The sequence below is a fragment of the Solwaraspora sp. WMMD792 genome, assembly GCF_029626105.1.
Lineage (GTDB): Bacteria > Actinomycetota > Actinomycetes > Mycobacteriales > Micromonosporaceae > Micromonospora_E.
In genome coordinates, this window is record NZ_JARUBH010000009.1 from 5399256 (window position 1) to 5419106 (window position 19851).

Consider the following 19851-nt stretch of genomic DNA (forward strand, 5'->3'; position numbering starts at 1 on the left):
GGATGGTGTTCCGACGGTCAGCCAGGCGGATCGAACTCGTCGAGCAGCCGCTGGGACGCCTCGAAGAAGGGCCGACCCACCATCACCCCCTCGACGGTGGTGATGCCCTGGCTGCTGTGCTGCGCGGCAGCCACCACACGGCGGGCCGCCTCCAGCGATTGCGCATCCGGCGAGAAGGCCTTGTTGATGGTGGCCACTTGGCGGGGATGCAGGGCGATCTTGCCACTGAATCCAAGGTTCTGTGCCAGGATCGCCTCCCGCCGCAGCGTGGTCAGGTCCTGTAGGTGGAAGGTCGGTGAGTCGATCGCCTCGACCTCGGCCGCCCGGGCGGCGTTCACCACGCGGGTGCGGGCATGCACCAGCGGGTCCCAGCGCAGCTCGATGCCGAGGGCGGACGCGTAGTCCGCGGACCCGAAGATCAGCGCACGTGGTCGGGGCGAGGTCGCCGCGATCGCGGCAACGTTCTCCACCCCGCGTGGCGTCTCGATCACCGCGAACAGTTCCAGGTCCGGACGGACCGGCCGGAGCAGCCGCGCCACGATCTCGATGTCCCGGGGCGACTCCACCTTGGGCACCAGCACGATGGCCGGCTTGACCGGATACTCCCGTAGGGCGAGCAGGTCCCGCACGCCGTCCGGCTCGGTGATCGCGTTGACCCGTACGGCGCACCGGCGACCAGCTGAGCTCTCACCGGTGAAGAAGGCTGTCGCCCGGACCCGGGCATCGGCCTTGGCCGGGGCCGGCACCGAGTCCTCCAGGTCGACCAGGCAGATGTCGGCCCCGGAACGGTGACAGTTGGCGTACCGGTCGGACGCAGTCGCCGGGGTGCAGAGCACGGATCGGCAGTACCGGGTGAACATCACACCTCCCGGCGTACGTCAATGAGAACTTTGCCCGTGGTGGCTCGGGCGGCGACCGCCGCGTGCGCCGCGCCGGCCTCGGGCAGCGCCACCGTCCGGTTGACATGCACCGCGAGCCGGCCCTGTGCCGCCAGGTCGAACAGCCGGTCTGCGATGTCGCACAACAGCTCGCGGTGGTCGACCACGTGCCGCATCCAGAACCCGGCGCAGCCGATTGAATCCCGCGTCAGTTGGGCGGTGGTCAGCGCGACGACGCCGGCGTCAGCATCAGCGCCGTTGGCGACGGCACTGGTGTCAGCGGCGGATCCGGTGCGCCAGCCAAGGCAGACCAGCCGCCCGAACGGCGCCAGGCCGGCCAGCCCTGCCTGGGCCGTTGCGCCGCCCACCGAGTCGACGAACAGGTCCAACCCGGCGCCGCCGGCCGCCTCCCGCAGCCGGCCGGCCAGTTCCGGGTCCGCCGGGTCCAACGCCACGTCCGCACCGAGCCGTTTGACGAACTGTCGCTTGGCGGCGGTGGAGGCAAGCCCGATCACCGGGGAGGCGCCGAGCGCCACGGCGAGCTGCACCGCGAGGTGGCCCACCCCGCCGGCCGCCGCAGAGACCGCCACGCTCTCCCCTGCCCGCAGCCGTCCGGCCAGCAGCAGTGCACCGTAGGCGGTGCCGCCCTGTTCAAACAGGCCGACCGCCTGCGCATCGTCGATGCCCGCCGGAACTTCCACTGTGTACGCGTCTCGCGCCGCCGCCACCTCGGCGTACCCGCCGCCCTGACGCAGCAGCGCGACCACCCGCCGGCCGTCGGTCCGCCGGCGGCCGGCCGCCTCCACTCCGAGCACCGCGGGTAGCCGCAGGTGGGCGTGGGCACCAGCCCGCTGCTCCAGGTCGTCGAAGTTGACCCCGGTCAGGGTCACATCGATCAGGCTCTCCCCTGGGCCGGGCAGCGGTTCGGGTATCCGTTCGACGCGTAGCACTTCCGGGCCTCCGACGCGGCGCAGGACCGCCGCCCGCATCTGCCTGCTCACCGCAGCCGCCGGGAACCGATGCCGTCCGACCCGGCCCGGTCGGGTCCGCCTCCGTGGCGGCGGGCACGCCCCGGCGGCACGGTGCCGGTCACGGCGTGCCGTCCACGAAGAGGCGGCCCAGCCCGCGGTGCATCTCCTCTGCGGCGGCCAGGTCCTCGGCGATCGCGCAGCAGGCGACAGTGCCGCCCACGTCGACCTCGTTCGAGGTGATCACGACCCCGGTACGGCTGGTCGGGTCGTAGCTTAGATTCGCCACGGCGAGCCGGTCGACGGCCGCCCCGAACGACGGCACGACCCAGCCACCGCGTTCCAGGAAGACACGTTTCTCCTGGTAGCCGGCGTCCACCACGCGGCCGTCAAGCACCAGGTGCACGTGGGTGGAGCCGGTGAGGCGGCAGTTGGTCTCGGTGAAGAGCACCTGCCCGTCCTGGGTGTGGATGGCGTCGGCGCTGACCACCCCCCGGTAACCGAGTACCCGCAGGGACTCGACCAGCCGCTGGGCGCCGTCAAGCAACTCCGCTCTGGTCTCCGGCTCGATCGTCTGCGCCGGCAGCACCGAACCGACCGCTACCGGCTCCATCAGCAGCTCACCCACGCCGATCAGCCGGGCACCTTCGTCTCCGACAAGGAACTCCGCGTAGACGGTGGTGGAGCCGGGAAAGAAACGCTCCACCACCAGCCGGTGCGCACGCCCTGCGGTGAGCCACTCCCAGCGCCGCTCCAGATAGGAGAGCACGGCGGAACGGTCCGGCAGCACCACCACGCGGGGTGCACCCACCGGCACCACACCATCGGTACGGCTGAGGATCTCGTTGCCGAAACCACCGCCGCTGAACTCCAACTTCACCATCACGCTGTGGCCCCGGTCGAACAGACCGGTGATCGCCTCGATCGCCTGTTCTAGGCCGCTGACGACGGTGCCCGGGGCGATCGGTACGCCGGCTCCGGCGGCCAGCGCCCGAAACCCGGCCTTACTGTTCACCAGCGCGTCGCCGGCCTGGGCACTGAACGGGTACCCGGGCAGGGCCGCCTCGGCGGCCAACGCCCGGGCGAGCCCGGTGACGGAGAGATCCTTGTAGACGGCGAGGATCTCACCCGGCGGCCCGTCTCCGAGGGCGCGGCGGAGCGCCGCCAGGAAGCCGGGATCGGTGAGCCGGTCCGGGGTGAGGAGATCCGAGCCGAGGCCGCCAGGCGGGGGGACCATCAGGGTGAGCGAGGCGGCGTCGGTACCGGTCAGGCCGGTGACGTAACTCACGTACTCCGGCGGCGGGGCGAACGGCAGGACCAGCACGTCGCCGTCCCGGGCAAACCAGAGCATCCGCTGGGCGACACAGCCACCGGCCCGGAGCTGGGCCGGGGTCAGCGCCGCGAGATCACCGATCATCTCCGAAGTCCGGCTGTTGCCGATGATCAGCGTGGTCATGACCGCCCCATCGCCGTCGGCGGCGTGTCCGGCCACGGCTCCGCCGCTGACCGGAATCGACCGACGACCGAGCATGCGACAGGAGACAAGGCAGGTCACCGCCATAACCCAGAAGATCGATATATGGCAATTTTTCAAAGTTCCGGATGCCAGACTATCAATCATCGCCGCCAACAGCAATGAGTGACGCGACTTGCGCCACGAGTAGTTGAGCTGTCTGATCGTGAGCCGTGCCAAAATTCGTTTACCGGCGGTGACCTGGTGTTTTGAAGATCAGTTCAGGCTGCTCGGTGGTACTCGTTGATCACTCCACCGAGGCGTCTTCGGCGGCGTGTGGGCTTGTCGATGGGGATGGCGACGGACGGATCATGGTTGGGTGGCCGCTGCTGGCGTCTTGGTGTGGTCGGTGGTTGTTGAAGTGGTCGACGTACTCAGCCGACTACGGCGTGCGCGTGGCGCTCGTTGTAGATCAGCATGTGGTCGGTGCACTCGTCGCGGAGGCTGCGTCCCCAGCGTTCGATGAAGCAGTTGGCCTGTGGGGTCCGGGGTGGGGTCTTGACCACGGTGATGCCCTCGGTTGTCAAGAAATCATCGAAGGCGGTGGTGTACTTGGCGTCGCGGTCGCGGATGAGGAATCGGAGCCGGTTGGCGCGCTCGCCCAGGTCGAAGGCGAGGTTGCGCTGCGGATCAACAATCCCAGACCGTTGAACAGGCGGATCATCCCCAGGTACAGCAACCGCACGACCATACCGACGATCATCGACCCAAGCCGAGAACTCCCAGCTCACAACATGTGCGACGAGTTTTGGCACGGTACACGGATTTCGCGGCTTCCACGAGCCGCCGAGTTCGTTCACAAGACCTGCGCCACTGTGACCCCAGCCGAACACCGTGTCCGAGCGGAAGTGTCGCCGTTATCGTTGACCGGTGATCGGCAACCTTGAGAAATTCCAGGGCGAGCTGGCCGCCAGCGGGTTTCCGCCGCTGGTCAACAAGCTGGCCGGGGCCGACTTCCGGGGCCGGATCGCCACCCGAGACCTCGGGCCGCTGCGACTGGTCTCCCTCGACACGCCCGAGAGCGCCTGCATCGGGCGGAAGCGCGACGCCTCCGACGGCGAGAACCTGGCGATCAAGGTGATGACCCGGGGCCAGACGCGGATCGAGCAGGGGCGCGGCGACGCCGAACTCGGGCCGGCCGACCTGGTGCTGCTCGATCCCACGCGTACGCTGCGGTTTGAGAGCACCGCCTCGGCGCACGTCACCATACTGGTTCCGCGCCGGGAGCTTCGGATTCGGCCCGCGCAGATCGACCGGCTCATTGGCGTACGCATCGACGGCAGTCGCGGTCCGGGTGCTCTCGTCTCCGTGTTGGCCCGCGAATCCGTACGGTCGGCGACCGAGTTCCGCGAGGCGGAGGCGCTGCGGTCGGCGGCGGCCGTCATCGAGCTGATCGCGGTCGCACTGGAGGCCCGGCTGGGCGACGAACAACCGGCCCCGGACGAGCGGCTGCGTGACCGGATCGCCGGCTACATCGAGGCCCGGCTGGCCGATCCCGATCTGTCCCCGCCCGGCATCGCCGCCGCCCACCACATCTCCGTACGCCGGCTGCACAAGCTGTTCGAGGACCAGCCGCTCACCGTCGCGGCCCTGATCCGTCGCCGCCGCCTGGAGCGCTGCCGCGCCGAGCTGGCCGGGAGCGGACGTACGGTCACCGCCGTGGCCGCCCGGTGGGGATTCTCCGATCCCACCCATTTCAGCAAGCTCTTCAAGACGACGTACGGCTACAACGCCCGCGCACTCGTAACCAACAACCGTGCACGCACGACCAGGACGGGCACGGCCGGTCCGGAACAGGATGGTGGTCACCAAGGCAGTCGATAGCAATGGAGAAAGTCGTGGCGAAGGTAAACATCGTCCGCCCCGGCGAGGGCGAGATCCTCGGCAGCGGGGCGCAGCAGATCCGCATCCTGGAGAACGGCGAGCACACCGACCACCGGCTGGGGTTCGCCGAGGTCACCATTGCGCCGGGCACCCCGAGCCCGTTGCAGCACCGCCACGCCCAGCACGACGAGGGCTTCTACGTGCTGGCGGGAACGTTCCGGTTCACCGTCGGCGAGGAGCAGTACGACGCCGGGCCGGGCACCTGGGTCATCGTGCCGACCGGGGCGCCGCACACGTTCGCCAACGTCGGCGACGAAAACGCGGTCATGCTGAACACGTTCACGCCAGACCTGTACGTGCAGTACTTCCGCGACTTCAAGGCCATGATCGACTCCGGGCAGCCGGTCAACGCCGAGACCATGAAACCGCTGTGGGAGAACTACGCCACCGAGATCTCGGACGAGTACGCCTCGTGAAGCGCCTTCAGTACGACCGCTACGGCGGCCCGGAGGTGATGCGGCTCGCGGAGTTCGAGCCAGCGCGCCCGGGTCCGAATGAGATTCTCGTCCGCGTCCGGGCAGCGGCTTCCAACGCGCTGGACTGGAAGATGCGCAACGGCGAGATGAAGCTGATGACCGGTCGCTCGTTCCCCCGGGCGATGGGGCACGACTTCGCCGGAGTCGTCGAGGCGGTCGGCACCGACGTCACCCGCCTGAAGGTCGGCGACGCGGTACTCGGCGCGGCTCGGTTCCGGCAGGCGGGGGCGTTCGCCGAGATGGTGACGGTCCCGGAGAGCGCGGTCGTGCTCAAGCCGGTGGACCTTTCGTACGAGCAGGCCGCCGTGCTGCCGACCGTGGGCGTGACCGCCTACCAGGCCACGGCGGAGGTCCGTCCCGGGCAGGCGGTCTTCGTCAACGGCTGCCTGGGCGGGGTGGGTCGGGCCGCCGTCCAGTTCGTTCGGGCGCGGGGAGCCTCAGTCTCCGGCAGCTGCCGCGACGCCGCGGCCGACGAGGCCCGCGAGCTGGGCGTCGACCCGGTCGTGGGTTTCGGCTTCGACCCGGCCGCCCTGGCCAATCGGTTCGATCTCGTCTTCGACACGCCCGGCCTGCTTCCCTTCGCCACGGCCCGAACGCTGCTGAAGCCCGGCGGAACCATCGTCGACATCGTCCCGACCTCGGCGAAAATGATCAGGAGCGTCCTGCCCGGCCCGTTCCGGGTCATGACAGGCCGGCTGGTGACCGCCCATTTGGAGGAGGTGGCCCGGACCCTGCGCCTGCCCATCGCCCGTACGGTCCCGTTGGTCGAGGCGATTCCCGCCCTGACCGAGCTGGAGCGCGACCAGCGCCCGAAGGGCGGCAAACTGGTCATCACCATGGCCGGAAGCTGAACCGGGCCGAGCTACTTGCAGTCCGGGCCTGAGGTGGCGAGGCGCTACCGGAAGGCGGTCGTTGCAGGCACCAGCCTTGATACGTGGCCGGCCGGCCGAGGTCGAGAGGCTTGGGGCGAGTACCGACAATGTTCGCTGGCTGCTGTCGGCGTGGGTGGTCAGCCCTGGTGGCGGGGCCTGCCCTTGAGTCGACGGCTGAACTCCCGGGCGATCTCCCGGTCCGCCTCCCGTTCGGCGATGGCCTGCCGTTTGTCGAAACTGCGCCGGCCCTTCGCGAGGCCGAGTTCGACCTTCGCCCAACCGTTCTCGAAGTACAGCGACAGCGGTACGAGCGTCAGGCCGCCCTCTCGGAGGCGTTCCAGGATCCGATCGATCTCCACCCGACGCAGGAGCAGCTTCCGGGTACGCCGGGGCTGGTGGTTCGTCCAACTCCCGAAGCCGTACTCGGCGATGTGCAACCCGTGCAGCATGATTTCGCGGTCCCTTTGCTGCGCGAAGGCGTCCACCAGCGACACCCGACCGGCCCGCAACGACTTCACCTCGGTGCCCACCAGAACTATCCCCGCCTCGTAGGTGCGCAGGATCTGGTAATCGTGCCGCGCCCTCTTGTTGGTGGCCACCAGCAGGTGACCGCCCTCGCCGGACCTACCCATGGAAACCATCACCTCGCTGCGGCGCCTCCCCACAAGGGTATCGGGGCGCGGTATGAAGCAGGCTCGACGCAAGAATCCGGACCCAGGTACGCATCGAATGTCGTACCCGGCGGGCACCATGACCCTATGGCTGCCCCCGCCCTGGATCCGGAGCACGTCCGGCAACAGACCCTGTCGTTGCGTGAGGCCCGCACCCGGCTGGCCCAACTCGTCGCGCTCGCCGAGTTGACCGACACCGTCACGGTGATCGAGCACGACCGCGACGCCCGCCCCGTCGCCGCCATCGTGCCGGCGGCCGCCGCGCGCAGCGTCGCGCAGGCACGCGCCGATGCGGGGCGGATCGCCGAGGTCACCGCTGGCTGGGCGCACCGGTTGGAGCAGACGCGACAGCGCAGCGCCCGCCAGCACGCCAACAACCTGCGGGTGCTGACCGACGCCCTCGCGGAGGTCTGGGCCGAGCTTGACCGGCGGATCCCGTCGGCCAGCGACCCGGCGCTGGCGCGGCTGCGGGCCGCGCACATGGACCTGCTGCGGCGATGAAACGCGTTGGCGGGGTCGCTGGGCGGGCCAGTCCCTGCTACGGGAGAAGAAATGCGGCCACCCCCATTATCCGGACACGAGCCGCAGGGTCGTGGCGTTGAGTCTCGGGTCCAGCGGCGCAACACCAAGGCCTTCGCGCACGATTAGCTGATCCGGGCGCTGCGACACGCGGGGAACTTGAAGTCGCAGTGGGCTTGTGACCTGGTCGGTGGGCAGGTCGCTGACGAGGTAATCGCACTTTCCCACGACCGCCAGCAACCCCCCTTCCCGACCTCCGCTCCCGTCACCCTGGCCGCAGACCCACCCCGAGAGGCGTCGACCGTGTTGCCTGCCTGTTGGCCTATGCCTCAAGCAGCAACTTGATCCGGAAAGAGCCGACACGGCGCACCGTGCGCGGTGCCCTGCCTGGCAGCGCCGGACGACGAGGGATGGCTGCGTCTACTGGGCCTGCGCGGCGACGTTGGCGGGCGCTCACGTCGGGTCACGGTGAGGTGAATCCTCCTGACCAGTGGCCGATCCAGCGGAACTACCTGGCCGGCGGGGTACGACCAAGGCGATGATCTGCTCGGCCGCGGCGTCGGTGCGGGCACGGTCACCGGTGAGGTACCGGTCGTGGGCGATCCCGCGCAGCCCGCTGACCAGGGCGGTGGCGCGGGCCTGGGCCTGGGCGGTGCTGAGGCCGGCCCGTCGCAGGGCGTGGGCCACCGGTTTGACCCATGCGTGGATGGCGGCGGCGGCCAGAGCGCCGTACTGGTCTGGTTGGGTCAGCGCCAGGCCCATCACCTCGAGCAGCAGCCGCACCCGTGGCTCCTGCTCGCCGCCGCACATGTCCTGCCAGACCATGCGGGCAAGCGCAGTCAACGACTCTGCGCCTTCGCCCGCCGAATCCATCAGTGCCTCGATGTCCGGGCGCACGGCGGCCAGCGCCTGCGTGACGAGTTGCTCCTTGGTCCCGAAGTAGTGCACGAGCATGCGCGAGCTGGTGCTCAGCGCCGCCGCGAGCGGTCGCAGGGACAGGTCGGCGAGACCGTGTTCGACGAGGTAGTCGAAGGTCTGGCGCAGCAGTTCGGCGCGCTTGGCGGCATCGGCGGGTCGGGCCACGGGTTTGACTGTACCACTCGCTACAGTTATTGTCCCAGGCATGCCTGAAGCACTTGCTACAAGAACCGCTCGGTGGGTAGTCGTCGTCGAGCTGACGGCACTGCCGGCCTGGCTGGCTCTCGACCGGCCCACGCGTGAGTCCACCGTGGAACGCGAGGTCCACCCGGTGCTCGCGTCGGCGCCGGAGGTCGACGTTCACTGGCTCGACGTGGAGTCCTTCACGGCCAGCTGCAGCGATGTCCTGCTCGCGCAGACACCCGATTTGCTGAGCTGGAACCGGCTGTGGGAGCGGATTCGCGACACGCCGATGTTCACGGTGCCGTACTTCCGGGTCGAGCGAATCCTGCCGGGCCTGGTCGAGGGGTACCGGGACGTGACCCGATGAGGCGATGGCCGCATCGGCGTTCGAGGTCGACACAAACCTGCTGCACGTCTGGCCGGTGCCCAGCGACTCGCTAATCCTGGTCTCAGGTTGGTCGGGGACAATGAGCGGCGAAAGCATCGGCTGGTAGGGGGCGACGTGCGGATCATGATTGCGGATGATGACGTGGCTATCCGTGAATCGCTGGAGCGGGTGCTCCGGGTCGAGGGTTACGACACCAGCACGGTCGCCAACGGTCTTGCCGTGCTCGACGGGGTCGGTGGGGCCGGCGGTGAGACGCTGGATCTGCTCATCCTCGACGTGATGATGCCCCGCCTCGGCGGGTTGGAGACCTGCCGGCGGTTGCGGGCGGCGGGTCGGGATCTGCCGGTGCTGATGTTGACCGCTCGGGATCAGGTCTCCGACCGGGTCGCGGGGCTGGACGCGGGTGCCGACGACTATCTGCCCAAGCCGTTCGCCACCGAGGAGTTGCTGGCCCGGGTGCGGGCCCTGTTGCGCCGGCGTACGCCGATCGACGGGGAGTCACAGGTCCTGTCGTTCGCCGACGTCCGGCTCGATCCCGACAGGTTTGAGGCGTGGCGTGGCGGGCGGGCGCTGCGCCTGACCCGGACCGAGTTCTCCCTCCTACAGGTCCTTGTACGCAACGCGACCCGAGTGTTGACCCGCGAAGCGCTGTTCGAGGCGATCTGGGGCTTCGACATGAGCGCCACCGCCAACAACCTCCAGGTATATGTGAGCTACCTGCGCCGCAAGATGGAGGCCGAGGGTGAGCCACGATTGATCTACACGCTGCGCGGCCTGGGATACACGTTGCGGGAGACTCCTCCGTGAGTAGGCACGCGGCCCGGGAACCGCGTCGGCTGACCCGATGGTGGCGCCGGCGGTCCCTGCGGACCAGGCTGACGGTGATCGCGGCGACGGCCATCGCCGTCAGCGTGTTCATGGCCTTCCAGGTAGCCAGCGAACTGCTGGACTGGCAGCTGCGGGACACCGCCGAGAATCAGCTACGCTCCGATGCCCGCGTCGTGGCGACGAACGCGGAGCGCGCCGGTCTGGCGCAGGTACCGCTATCGCCGTACCCCGGATCCGGTCAGCTGGTGCGGGTCATCCTGCCCGACGGGTCGACCCGGACGCCGGCCGGCCAACCCGCGCTGCCCCCGGTCAGCGAGCACGCCGGGCTCGTAGCGCAGGGCGGCTTGGCCGACCTGATGGAGTCGGACGACAGCGACGAGGACGGCTACCTCGTCTACACGCTGCGGGCGGGCGACGGCGCGGTCCAGGTGGCCCGCGTCGTCGACGACAGCCCGGTCAACCAGTTCGGGTTCGGTATGCTGCTGATCGGACTGCTCTGCGTGGTCGGCGGCGCCCTTGTCGGGCGGGCCGTGGCGCGGACCGGGTTGGCACCGATCGACCGGCTGACCGCCGCCGCGGAACGTGTCGCGCACACCCAGGATCTCGACGCCCACATTCCGGATGAAGGCGGTGGGGAGATCCGGCGGCTGATCCAGTCGATCAACGACATGCTCGCCGCGCTCCGGGACTCCAGGCAGGCCCAGCGGCTGCTCGCCGAGGACGCCGCCCACGAGCTCAAGACCCCGCTCACCAGCCTGCGCCTCAACGTCGAGCTGCTGATCCGGGTCGATCGGCGCGGCACCCTGGACAGCGCACTGCCGGCGGAGAGCCGGACCCGGCTGCTCAACGATCTCGGCGCCCAGGTGGCCGAGTTGAGCACCCTCGCCGCCGAGTTGACCGACCTGGCGCGCGGCGACGTCAGCGACGAGAGCACCGAGCTGCTCGATCTCGCCGACGTGGTGGTGGCCGCCGCGACCCGGGCGCGTTCCCGCATGCCCGACGTCGAGGTCGCGCTCGACGTGACCTCCGTGTGGGTGAGCGGCCGTCCCGCTGCGCTCCAGCGGGCGGTGCTCAACCTCATCGACAACGCCGGCAAGTGGTCCCCTGCGGACCAGCCGGTCCAGGTCCGGCTCCGGGCCGAGGGCGCGTCGGCGGTGCTCGAGGTCGACGACGCCGGGCCGGGCATCGACGCCGCCGACGTACCGCGGGTGTTCGACCGGTTCTACCGTGCCGACAGCGCCCGGGCGTTGCCGGGATCCGGTCTGGGGCTGTCGATCGTGCAGCGGGTCGTTGACGCCCATGGCGGCCGGGCCACCGTCGCCCGCTCCGCACGCGGTGGCGCGCTACTTCGGGTCGACCTTCCGGTTGCAGCCCTGCCCGCCCCGATCGCGCGGCTCACCGCCGGGGAGGACACCGCGGTACGTTGACCCGCCCACGGTCTCCTCCCGGGCGGCCCGGCTGGCCAGGAAGATGTTGTAGTCGACGCAAAGCGCCGTCAGGAACACCCGCTGCCGCCGAAGGAGAGCGAGCAGCAGCGGGATCACCAGCTACCCGTCGCGGCTGGGGTCACCTCGGTGTCGAGGTTCTCCGCATTCGGCCCGCCGACGCAGGAATTGGTCCTGTTCCCGCAGTGCGCCGGTGTTGCCGGCCAGCCCGATGGCGAGCACGCCGAGGATTCCGAGCGAGCTGAGCGTCGCCACCCACCGGCGGCGGCTGATGGCGGCGCTATGCCGTCCGCACAGCCCTGGCCTCTCCTCCACGGCCCTGCTGAACCGCAGGATGGCCGGCAGACTCCGCCTGCCAAGCACCACGAGCACCGCTGGGAACAGCGTCAGCATGGCCACCAGCGCGCATCGGATGCTGGCAGCGCCACACGTAGCGGAACAGTTCGCCGAGCGCGGTGATGGACAGGGCGAGACCGAGGCCGAGGGCCAGGCCCAGCGTCGGGTTGGATTCGAAGGCGGCGCCGCCGAGGTAGCCGATCAGGCCGGAATAGCCGGCCCAGGTGACGGCGGCGATGGCGGTGAACAGGGTGAAGCGGGCAAGCGGGTAGCCGGTGGCACCGCTGGCGGTCACGATCGCGGTGCGACCGCCGGGGACGAACCGGCCCGCGATGATCAGGGCGCCGCCCCGGCGGTGCAGGTGCGGGGCGATCCTGTCGGCGGCGCGGATCAGGCGGCCGCCCGGACTGCGCTCGCGCAACAAGCGCCCGATGAGGTAGCCGATGTGATCACCGACAAAGGCGCCCAGCGCGGCGAACACGATGATCAGCGGAAGCGACGGGATGCCCGACACGGCGAAGACCGCCGCCGCGATGACGACCGACTCCGACGGCAGAAACGGCAGGAACGCGTCGAGGAGCGCCAGTGTGAGGATCGCCAGATAGATGACCGGAGAGGCCATCGCGTTCTCGATCATGGCCATCAGGTCCATCGGGGCCGCTCCTCGCCTTCGAGCACCCAGGCGCAGAGCCCGACTACGACGAACACGAGCGCCAGCAGAACCCGTTCGGCCAGGCCAGCGAACGGAAGATAGCCTTGGCCGAACAGCACCGCCGGCCCGTTCACCGCCGCGAACGCGACGCACGCGGCGAGCGCGGACCACCCGGCCGCGCGTAGCCAGCGGACCCGGGCCGGGTCGGCCCCGTGCCCGGCCCGCTTGGCGATGAGCAGGGCGAAGAGCGGCGGCAGCGCCGCCATCAGCGCCGCACCGATGCGGTGCACCCCGGCGGTGACGCCCGGTTCGGTCCCCGGCAGGTTCGTGGGGAACACCACCACCGCGACCAGGGACACGCACCACACCGACAGCAGCACGGTGAGGGGCCAGGCCGGTGGCAGCACACGCCGGGCGCCGGCCAGGAGCCAGGCGCCGGCTGCCGCGAGCCCACACGCCGCCAAGGCCAGCAGAACGGCGCCTGGCACGGTCCGGATCGATTCGCTGACCATCTCGTCCACCGGGTCGACATCGCCGACCATCAGCAGGCCCGTCCCGGCCGCCGTGCCCACGCCCAGGCTCAGCTGGACGTTGCGGTACCAGCGGGAGGTGCCCGCCCGGACGATCGTCGCTGTCATGCGGCGACCTCGACGGGCGCGGGCGCCTCACGGGCCGAACGGAGCTGGTAGAGCTGCTCGAACGCGGACACCGTGCGGGCCTGGTCGTGCTGCTCGGCCACGGCACGGGCCCGGCGCCCCAGCTCTTCCGCGTGCTTCGGATCGCAGAGTACCCTCAGCAGTCGCTCGGCGAGCGCGACAACGTCGCCGGGCGGGAACAGGTAGCCGGTCTCCTCGTCCCGTACGAGGTGGGGCAGGGCTGCGGCATCGGCACCGATCACAGGCCTTCCACTGGCCATCGCCTCGAGCGTGACCAGGCTCTGCAGCTCGGCGGTGCCCGCGTTGACGAACACCGCCGACGCCGCGTAGGCGGAGGGAAGGTCCTCGTCAGGAACGAAACCGGTGAACGTGACATGCTCGGCGACGCCCAGTTCCCCGGCGAGCGACCGCAGCGTCCGGTCCTCGGACCCGGTGCCGACCAGGAGCAACTGGACGTCGAGGGAGCCCCGCACCAGCGCGAACGCCCGCATCACGACGTCGAGGTTCTTCTCGGCGTCGAGCCGGCCCACGTACGTGATGGTGGGCTTGTGCGCAAGGCTGTAGGCCCATCGGAACTCGGCCGCGGGCGCCTGCTCGCGGAAGCGGGTGAGGTCGATGCCGCACGAAATGGGCAGGACCGGCCCGGAGACACCGGAGAACTCGGCGAGCGCCGCGGCGTACGGGGTCGGTGCCGTGACGATTTCTGCCTTGGCGAACACCCGGGCGGCGTCGCGCCATGCCCACTCGTGCGCCCTCGTCCGGCCGGCGTTGCCGATGGGCAGGTAGTGGATCAGGTTCTCGGGCATGAAGTGGTTGGTGGCGATGACGAACAGGCCGCGCTCGTGCGCCGCGTCGACCAGCGCTCGGCACAGCGGGAAGTGGCTCTGCACGTGCACCACGTCGGGCTGGACCTCGTCCAGGACCCGGCGGGCTGCCGCGCGCAGTCCCAGTGGCGGGCAGAACCGGAAAGGTGCGTGGCCCGGCACCGGCAAGGAACGCACGCGGTGCTCGACGACGCCGTCGCTGGACATGCCGGCATGGCTGCGGGTGTCCGTCGACGGCGCGGCCACGTGCACCTCGTGCCGGGCGGTCAGTGCCACGGCCAGGCGCTGGGCGAAGTAGGCCGCCCCGTTGACGTGCGGTGCGTAGGTGTCGGCACCGATGAGGATGCGCATGGGACAACTACCTTTCGTAGACGGTGGCGCTACCTTTCGTAGGTGGTAGCGCTTCATGACGAGGTGGAAGACAGCGACCGGCACGGCGACGGCCGCAGTGAGCAGGAGAATGCCGCCGGGCAGTGCGAGCAGGCCGGACAGCTGGCTACCGAGCAGAGCGCCGAGACCGATCAGCACCAGGCCGCGTACGGCGGCGGTGGCACCCACCCAGGCGACGAATCTCCGGTACGGAAGCCCGGCGAGCCCTGCCGACACGAACGCCGGGAGGGCGAAGACGTCGACGAGCTTGGCGGTGATCACCAGCCGAGGCAGTGACATCCCGGCCAGCCGGTCGAGCAGCGCCGTCGCCTTGAGCCTGTTCAGCAGGGACGCCACCCAGGGCCGCCGGGCCGACCGGCCGACGAGGTAGAGCAGGCTGTCGCCCACCACCTCGGCCAGCGCGACGATCACCCAGATCGGCCAGAACGCTGCTGCGCCGGCGCCGACCAGGGTGCCCGCAGTGATCGTCGCGGCCGGCCCTTCGATCAGCACGAAGAAACCGAGCAGCAGGTAGGGGTGATCGAGCACGGCCTGTGTCACTGCCATGCCGAGAAGCTCTGGCCGAGGGTTCCACATCGGTCGTCCCTACGCCGGGCCGACCGATGTAGCTCCGTGGTACTGAGTCCTGTCGCCAACCACGGCACCGACCAGCCGGCCAACCGACCAGCCGGTGCCTCCCCGGGCTGCGCTGCGTTGACTGCCATCACTAGCCCCCTACATACGGGTCACATCGCTTTGTCTGACGCCTAACTCCTACCGAGCGAACCTGAGGCAACCGTTAATGCGCTGCTCAGATCGGGTGGCCGAGCCAGGTGCCCAGCGCACGCACCAGCCCGGTGACGTCGAGGTCCTGCCCGGCAGACAAGGCCCAGGCGACACAGCCGTCCGGCCGGATGAGCAACGCGTCGACGTCGACCTGGTCCGTACGGACGGTGACGGTGCACGTGCATCAACAGGCTGCGGGGGGCTCGTAAAGAGGGGTTGAGGTGGGCCACAGCACCCACCACAGCAGGCCGACCCAGAGCGCGGTCAGGATCGCGGCGCCGAGCAGGTCGGTCGGTTGGTGCATGCCACGGTACATCCGGGACAGCGCGACGCCGGCCGGCATGACCACCGCGAGCACCACGGCGAGCCAGCGCCACCGGCTGCGCACCCGGCCCATGACCAGAACCGCGATCGTCACCCAGATGCACATCGTGGCGGCGATGTGCCCGGCCGGGAACGACGACGTGGGCATCGGGTCGTCGAGCTGCGTCACCGGCGGGCGGTCCCGCTGGACAGCGGCCGCAGTGCACAGGAACAAGGTCAGCTCGCCGACCATGGTAAGCGCCACGAACACCATTGGTCGCCACTGCCGCCACACGGCCAGCGCGATGGGGCAGAAGACCAGCGAGATGGCCAGAATGGCGTGGGTGTCGCCGGCCTTGCTCCACACCCAGCTCACGTCGTCCAGGGCGGGCGTACGGAACGCCTGCAGCCACCGGACCACGCCGTCGTCGAAACGCCCCAGCCAGGTGCTCTCGGTGTAGTTCTTCAGCAGGTAGCCGACGACGTACAGGATGCCGAATGTGAACACCCAGCCGGTCAGGATCTCGGCCGCCTTGACCCACCAGTGCGGGACCGGGCGGCTGGAGTCAGGCGCCGGCTTGATCGCCTCGGCGGCCGTGGGCTCCGGGCCCTCGTCGAGCGGCACCACCGGGTGTCCCGTCCCGCCTCCCGCCGCCACAACCGGAACGCGTACGCCGTGACAATCAGCCACAGTGCGCCGAGCAGCCAGCCGGCCAGCACGTCGGTCAGGTAGTGCACGCCGAGCGCGATCCGGGTGACGCCGATGGCGAACACGATCAGCCCGACCGCCGAGATGAACAGCCTGCGGTAGCGCACTGCGGGCAGGAACACCAGCAGCACGGCGCCGTAGACGACCATCGAGCCGAGCGCGTGCCCGCTCGGGAAGCTGTTGCCGGACGCGGCCGCCACCGGCACCTCCACCACCGGGCGCAGCCGGCCGACCAGCGACTTCACCGACGGGACGAGCAGCAGCGCGCCGGTGGCGGTGGCCAGCAGGTAGACCGCGAGGTGAAACCGTCGGCGCACCACCAGCAGCACCGCGGCGACGCCAACCAACCAGAGCATGACCGGCCACCCGCCCAGCCGGGTTATCCCGGTGAGCGCGTTCACCAGATACAACCGGGGCGACACGACCTCGTTGAGCTCCCGGACGACACCGCGGTCCACGCTCATCACCGGTTCGAGGTGCAGCCGGACGAGGAGCACCAGCAGCCCGAACCCGAACCCGACCGCGCCGACCACCAGCAGCGGCACCCACCGGCCGGCCGACCGACCGGGCGGCACTTCCCCGGACGGCGCCGCGTCGACTGCCATCAACAGCCTCCCAGGTACGAACTACATCGCTTTCCGATGCCGACTTCGTACCGAGCGAATCTGAGACCACGATTAATTGACATGCGGGCGGCGAAGGGGCCAGAGTCACCGCTGTTGAACAAGCGGAATACCTCAACCAGACCCCGATGCGTTAGACCTTGATGCCGAACAGATTCTCGGCATTTCGGAATGCGATCTTTTCCTTGTCCTCACGCGGAAGATTGACTGCCCGAAACCAGTCGGTCCCTTCCTTGATGCCCGCGAAGGGATAGTCGGTTGCGAACATCACTCGATCTACGCTGATGTATTTCAGCAAGAGATGGAGCAGATTATCTTGGAAGAACGCGCTGGTTGTGAACCAGAAGTTGTCCTGGAAGTATTGCCCGAAGGGCTTCTCGAGTGAGTCTTCGGTCGGCTCGCCCATGTCCCCGACGATCCGCTCGTAGTAGAAGGGAAGGCCCTCGCCCATATGGCCGATGATGACTTTCAGTTTGGGGAATCTGTCGAAAACCCCGTACGCGATCATCCGAATGCACTGGGTTAACACCTCCTGGTGCCAGCCATATCCAGACCCACTGAAAATGTAGTCCTGGTACTCTTCCGTGTATTTGGACCGTGTGGTGCTGTAGTAGATCTGGAAGATCTCGTCAGCTGGGTAGCCGGGATGCAGGTAGATCGGCACATCGAGAGCTTCGGCACGTGCCAGCACAGGCTCAAAATCGGGATGATCGAGATACTTCTTCGCGATGTGTCCGTTGGTCAGTGCGCCCAAGAAGCCGTCTTGCTTAACCGAGCGTTCCAGTTCGTCCGCCGCCGCCTCCGGGCTCTGCAGGGGCAAGGTGGCGAAAGCCTGGAAGCGGCCCGGATAACTGGCGATTGGACCGTCCACAAGTTGCCGGTTAAGACTATAGGCAAGGTCGATGCCCCTTTGCCCAGGGACGTTTTGTACGGACGGCGTATGAGCAGAGAGGATTTGAACATCAAGCCCCCCCTCGTCCATATCGCCGATACGGCGCTCGCCTAGATCCGAAAGACCAATTTCCTCAAGGAACGCTATGTGATCCTTATTGATGGAGTTCAGCTGCAACAACGTGGGAGTCGAAAAGGTCTCCTCCGTGCCGATGAACTTCAGATCTTGGTCACGAAGCGCGATGTCTTTCTCGCTGAGCGAGGTTTCCGAGTCTTCCTTGTCGTCGGTGCATGACGCGAGCGCCGTCCCGGACAATCCAACGCCAGCGCCGATTGCAGCCGCGCGAGTGATAAATCCGCGGCGCCCCATCAACGGTTTCGCTACGCCTTCTTTGATCGACCTCATGCCATGTGCTCCTTTGCTGTTTCGGTAGTGCGGGTCGGTGAGTTCGTGGAACAGGCCGAGGAGTTCGCCCTCAAGGGTCAGGACAGCTCCGCGCGGAGTTTGACGGTGCGCGGGCGTGGCGCCACATGGCCGGCCCGTTGCTGACCAGAGGTCAGGTGGTGGCGAGTGCTTCAGTACATGTCCCTTTAGTTAGGAGATGCCTTTCGGCTGTGAACGAGAACGCACGGATCGCCATCCGCCAGCGGTAGGCAGTCGGTACTCCTCCGGGAATATCTGGGCCGAACCGAACCTGGTCTCTTCGTATCCTGAACTCTAGGACCTGTTCCGTCGTATCTCGTCGTACCACGGTCGTCAATCTCGGGAGGGAGGCGGTACCGCGGTACTACCTTCACCGCGCGTACGTCCAATAGCCTCGATTCGCGCTTGACGCTGCCTCCTTTGCCTGGCGGAGCGGTTCATAGTTGATTGATGTGGCCTGGTTCCGGGCAGGGTGACGGGCCGTCTGTCGCGGCGGTGGCGGCTGCCCGCGGACCCGGCAGCGGAGCGATCGATCACGCAGAGCGGACCCGCCCGGAGCGGTGCGGTGCGGTGCGGCTGGGAACTACGGCCGTGCCCTCGACGGACGCGCGAGATGAAGCGCTATTCGGCCGGGCGATTCTCAGGTCGTAGGCGAGGGTGACGGCCTGGATCCGGTCCCGTGCGCCGATCTTGGCGAGGACCCGCCCGACGTGGGTCTTCACCGTCGACTCCGACAGCGTGAACCGTCGCGCGATCTCGCCGTTGGTGAGGCCGTGGCCGATGGCGACGAGGATCTCGCGCTCCCGGTCGGTCAGCGAGTCCAGCCGGGGATCTTCCCACGTGGGCCCGCAGAGGTCATCGTCGAGCCGGTCGGCGAACGCGTCGAGCAGCCGCCGCGTCAGCGCCGGCGCGATCACCGCGTCCCCGGCGGCGACGGCCCGGATGCCGGCGAGCAGCTCCTCCGGGCGGGTGTCCTTGAGCAGGAAACCGCTCGCCCCGGCCCGCAACGCGGCGAACGCGTACCGGTCCACGTCGAATGTCGTGAGGATCAGGATCCGCGAACGTCCACCGGCGGCGACGATGCGCCGGGTGGCCTCGATCCCGTCGACGCCCGGCATGCGGATGTCCATCAACACCACGTCGGGATGCAGCTCAGTGGCTCGCCGAACGGCGTCGGCGCCGTTCTCGGCCTCGCCGACGACCTCGGTGTCGGGAGTGCTCTCCAGCAGCATGCGGAACCCGAAGCGCTGGAGCGGCTGGTCCTCCACCACGAGCACAGTGATCATGAATGGCTGCCTTTCCGGGTCGCGTGCACGATCCAGCCGCCGTCCGGTGCGGGGCCGGGGCCGGGGCTGACCGTGCCGCCGGAGAGCAGCGCCTTCGGCCATGCCGCCGAGGCCGAGACCCGCGTCGCCCGGCGATGTCCACTTCATACCGAGCGAACCTGAGACGACTGTTAAAGCCAGTGACGTACGGTTCGCCTGCTCGACGTCGTACTCCCACACGTCTGGGTGACCGGAGCAATCTTTACCTCCACCACCAGCAGGACCTGGTGCTCTGTCGCCTGGGCCTTGCCCCCACCGGGCAGTCACCCGACGCCACCACGCTGATGAATGCGCTGGGCACCTGGTTCGGCCACCGGCCTGAGCTGCGCATTAACGGTCGCCTCAGGTTCGCTCGGTATGAATGAAGCAGGGCGTCTCGCCGGCACTGTGAACAGGGACAGCACGCGCCG

General features: G+C 68.8%; 19 protein-coding genes and 2 pseudogenes. 7 read left to right on the plus strand and 14 right to left on the minus strand.

The features are described from left to right. Positions 1-17: 17 nt before the first annotated feature. From O7629_RS25175 to O7629_RS25190, 4 genes are all read right to left on the minus strand, one after another. The gene (locus O7629_RS25175; protein WP_278172231.1) at positions 18-860 is read right to left on the minus strand and encodes a CoA ester lyase; all 843 of its coding nucleotides are present in this window, start codon (positions 858-860) and stop codon (positions 18-20) included. Further along, positions 860-1867 (minus strand): zinc-binding dehydrogenase, encoded by a 1008-nt coding sequence (locus O7629_RS25180; RefSeq protein WP_278174676.1) that lies wholly within the window; start codon positions 1865-1867, stop codon positions 860-862. Before O7629_RS25180 ends, O7629_RS25175 begins: the two co-directional genes overlap by 1 nt. Before the next feature lie 100 nt (positions 1868-1967). Next, complete coding sequence (locus tag O7629_RS25185; RefSeq protein ID WP_278172232.1) at positions 1968-3302, minus strand: peptide ligase PGM1-related protein; 1335 nt, start codon at positions 3300-3302, stop codon at positions 1968-1970. A 431-nt stretch (positions 3303-3733) separates the two neighbouring features. After that, positions 3734-4159: a hypothetical protein gene (locus tag O7629_RS25190; RefSeq protein ID WP_278172233.1), complete on the minus strand. Its 426-nt coding sequence runs from the start codon at positions 4157-4159 to the stop codon at positions 3734-3736. Between the two features lie 70 nt (positions 4160-4229). On the opposite strand from O7629_RS25190, the gene O7629_RS25195 reads away from it, so the two are divergent. From O7629_RS25195 to O7629_RS25205, 3 genes are read left to right on the plus strand one after another with little or no spacing between them, the layout of a single operon-like run. Continuing rightward, complete coding sequence (locus O7629_RS25195; RefSeq protein WP_278172234.1) at positions 4230-5183, plus strand: helix-turn-helix domain-containing protein; 954 nt, start codon at positions 4230-4232, stop codon at positions 5181-5183. Positions 5184-5197: 14 nt separating this feature from the next. After that, positions 5198-5659 carry a cupin domain-containing protein gene (locus O7629_RS25200; protein ID WP_278172236.1) on the plus strand — a complete coding sequence of 154 codons (462 nt, stop codon included), beginning with the start codon at positions 5198-5200 and terminating at the stop codon, positions 5657-5659. After that, positions 5656-6570 (plus strand): NAD(P)-dependent alcohol dehydrogenase, encoded by a 915-nt coding sequence (locus O7629_RS25205; RefSeq protein ID WP_278172238.1) that lies wholly within the window; start codon positions 5656-5658, stop codon positions 6568-6570. The genes O7629_RS25200 and O7629_RS25205 overlap by 4 nt, the downstream gene beginning before the upstream one ends. Before the next feature lie 158 nt (positions 6571-6728). Here O7629_RS25205 and smpB read toward each other — a convergent pair whose 3' ends face one another. Continuing rightward, positions 6729-7223, minus strand: coding sequence for an SsrA-binding protein SmpB (gene smpB / locus O7629_RS25210; RefSeq protein ID WP_278172240.1), 495 nt, complete (start codon positions 7221-7223; stop codon positions 6729-6731). 126 nt (positions 7224-7349) lie between these two features. Here smpB and O7629_RS25215 point away from each other — a divergent pair, with 126 nt between their 5' ends. Beyond that, positions 7350-7763 (plus strand): type II toxin-antitoxin system Phd/YefM family antitoxin, encoded by a 414-nt coding sequence (locus tag O7629_RS25215; RefSeq protein WP_278172242.1) that lies wholly within the window; start codon positions 7350-7352, stop codon positions 7761-7763. A 471-nt stretch (positions 7764-8234) separates the two neighbouring features. Here O7629_RS25215 and O7629_RS25220 read toward each other — a convergent pair whose 3' ends face one another. Next, on the minus strand, positions 8235-8864 hold the full coding sequence (locus O7629_RS25220) for a TetR/AcrR family transcriptional regulator (protein WP_278172244.1): 630 nt from the start codon (positions 8862-8864) through the stop codon (positions 8235-8237). 40 nt (positions 8865-8904) lie between these two features. Between O7629_RS25220 and O7629_RS25225 the strand changes: the two genes are divergently transcribed. The 3 genes from O7629_RS25225 to O7629_RS25235 all read left to right on the plus strand — a co-directional run bounded on the left by O7629_RS25225 (position 8905) and on the right by O7629_RS25235 (position 11525). After that, complete coding sequence (locus tag O7629_RS25225; protein ID WP_278172246.1) at positions 8905-9249, plus strand: darcynin family protein; 345 nt, start codon at positions 8905-8907, stop codon at positions 9247-9249. 135 nt (positions 9250-9384) lie between these two features. Beyond that, positions 9385-10077, plus strand: a complete 693-nt coding sequence (locus tag O7629_RS25230; RefSeq protein ID WP_347403693.1) for a response regulator transcription factor — start codon at positions 9385-9387, stop codon at positions 10075-10077. Then, entirely contained in the window at positions 10074-11525 is a 1452-nt protein-coding gene (locus tag O7629_RS25235; RefSeq protein WP_278172248.1) for a HAMP domain-containing sensor histidine kinase, read from the plus strand. Before O7629_RS25230 ends, O7629_RS25235 begins: the two co-directional genes overlap by 4 nt. Before the next feature lie 298 nt (positions 11526-11823). On the opposite strand, the gene O7629_RS25240 is transcribed toward O7629_RS25235, so the two are convergent. The 8 genes and pseudogenes from O7629_RS25240 to O7629_RS25270 all read right to left on the minus strand — a co-directional run. Next, positions 11824-12531, minus strand: coding sequence for a DedA family protein (locus tag O7629_RS25240; RefSeq protein ID WP_278172249.1), 708 nt, complete (start codon positions 12529-12531; stop codon positions 11824-11826). Beyond that, a complete protein-coding gene (locus O7629_RS25245; RefSeq protein WP_278172251.1) occupies positions 12522-13169 on the minus strand; it encodes a DUF998 domain-containing protein in 648 nt (215 codons plus the stop codon). Before O7629_RS25245 ends, O7629_RS25240 begins: the two co-directional genes overlap by 10 nt. Then, complete coding sequence (locus tag O7629_RS25250) at positions 13166-14947, minus strand: glycosyltransferase (protein WP_278172252.1); 1782 nt, start codon at positions 14945-14947, stop codon at positions 13166-13168. The genes O7629_RS25245 and O7629_RS25250 overlap by 4 nt, the downstream gene beginning before the upstream one ends. A 244-nt stretch (positions 14948-15191) precedes the next feature. Then, positions 15192-15317, minus strand: a pseudogene (locus O7629_RS33660) (hypothetical protein); the annotation flags it as partial. Positions 15318-15350: 33 nt separating this feature from the next. Further along, positions 15351-16094, minus strand: coding sequence for a phosphatase PAP2 family protein (locus tag O7629_RS25255; protein ID WP_278172254.1), 744 nt, complete (start codon positions 16092-16094; stop codon positions 15351-15353). Then, positions 15986-16783, minus strand: a complete 798-nt coding sequence (locus O7629_RS25260) for a phosphatase PAP2 family protein (protein WP_278172256.1) — start codon at positions 16781-16783, stop codon at positions 15986-15988. The genes O7629_RS25255 and O7629_RS25260 overlap by 109 nt, the downstream gene beginning before the upstream one ends. Before the next feature lie 151 nt (positions 16784-16934). Then, complete coding sequence (locus O7629_RS25265; RefSeq protein WP_278172257.1) at positions 16935-18098, minus strand: amidohydrolase family protein; 1164 nt, start codon at positions 18096-18098, stop codon at positions 16935-16937. Positions 18099-18760: 662 nt separating this feature from the next. After that, a pseudogene (locus O7629_RS25270) lies at positions 18761-19402 on the minus strand (response regulator transcription factor); the annotation flags it as partial. Positions 19403-19851 lie beyond the last annotated feature (449 nt).

Coding starts and splice junctions, on each gene's coding strand:
- O7629_RS25175 (WP_278172231.1), bottom strand. CDS start 860: ATGTTCACCCGGTACTGCCGATCCGTGCTCTGCACCCCGGCGACTGCG.
- O7629_RS25180 (WP_278174676.1), bottom strand. CDS start 1,867: ATGCGGGCGGCGGTCCTGCGCCGCGTCGGAGGCCCGGAAGTGCTACGC.
- O7629_RS25185 (WP_278172232.1), bottom strand. CDS start 3,302: ATGACCACGCTGATCATCGGCAACAGCCGGACTTCGGAGATGATCGGT.
- smpB (WP_278172240.1), bottom strand. CDS start 7,223: ATGGGTAGGTCCGGCGAGGGCGGTCACCTGCTGGTGGCCACCAACAAG.
- O7629_RS25215 (WP_278172242.1), top strand. CDS start 7,350: ATGGCTGCCCCCGCCCTGGATCCGGAGCACGTCCGGCAACAGACCCTG.
- O7629_RS25225 (WP_278172246.1), top strand. CDS start 8,905: ATGCCTGAAGCACTTGCTACAAGAACCGCTCGGTGGGTAGTCGTCGTC.
- O7629_RS25240 (WP_278172249.1), bottom strand. CDS start 12,531: ATGGACCTGATGGCCATGATCGAGAACGCGATGGCCTCTCCGGTCATC.
- O7629_RS25245 (WP_278172251.1), bottom strand. CDS start 13,169: ATGACAGCGACGATCGTCCGGGCGGGCACCTCCCGCTGGTACCGCAAC.
- O7629_RS25250 (WP_278172252.1), bottom strand. CDS start 14,947: ATGGCAGTGACACAGGCCGTGCTCGATCACCCCTACCTGCTGCTCGGT.
- O7629_RS25260 (WP_278172256.1), bottom strand. CDS start 16,783: ATGGCAGTCGACGCGGCGCCGTCCGGGGAAGTGCCGCCCGGTCGGTCG.
- O7629_RS25265 (WP_278172257.1), bottom strand. CDS start 18,098: ATGAGGTCGATCAAAGAAGGCGTAGCGAAACCGTTGATGGGGCGCCGC.